This window comes from Klebsiella sp. 2019SCSN059 (assembly GCF_021739525.1).
Lineage (GTDB): Bacteria > Pseudomonadota > Gammaproteobacteria > Enterobacterales > Enterobacteriaceae > Klebsiella > Klebsiella quasipneumoniae.
The window spans coordinates 1-698 of the sequence record NZ_JAKKOM010000131.1 but is presented as its reverse complement, the minus strand read 5'-3'; the positions used below and the strand labels follow the sequence as shown (position 1 = coordinate 698).

At 49.6% G+C, this 698-nt stretch carries 1 pseudogene; it reads left to right on the top strand.

Annotated features, from left to right (window positions below):
• A pseudogene (locus L2I46_RS29250) lies at positions 1–666 on the top strand (ISKra4-like element ISKpn19 family transposase); the annotation flags it as partial.
• Positions 667–698 lie beyond the last annotated feature (32 nt).

Below are 698 nucleotides of genomic sequence, written 5' to 3'. Positions count from 1 at the left end.
AAGGATGACTGTCATCCGGAACGCAGGCTCATGACCCACCTTTCAGCGCAGGGAATGCAGGCCAACCAGCAGATATTTTTTCTGTCCGACGGCGCGGATAATCTCAGGGACCTCCAGTTCGGTATGTACCCTGAGTCAACGCATGTGCTGGACTGGTTTCATATCACCATGAGGCTGAAGGTGCTCATGCAATATGCCCGGGGACTGCTGGTATCAGATCCAGAGGCGGGGAGTAAAGTTCTGGCACTGCTGGAAAGCATTAAACGATATCTCTGGCATGGCAATGTTGTCGCTGCGCTGGAACATATTGATAATTGCGTTATGTATTGCGATGACCCTGAACTCAGCTATCCTAGCCTGAAATCCCTGCAAAAACATCTGGATGAAATGTATACCTACATCCGGAATAATAAGATGATGATCCCAAACTACGGCGAAATGCGTCGGTACGGAGAGCCGGTATCAACCGCGTTTGTGGAATCCACGATCAATGAAGTGATCGCCAGACGAATGGCCAAAAAGCAGCAGATGCAGTGGAGCAGAAAAGGGGCTCATTATTTGTTACAGACCCGGACCGCCGTTTTGAATAACGAACTGCAGGATAAATTTGTCTGCTGGTATCCGGGTTTTCAAAGTGACGGGAAGGGACCAGCGATGGCAGCATAGCTCACGCTGCCCCAATATTTTTTATGCTCTCG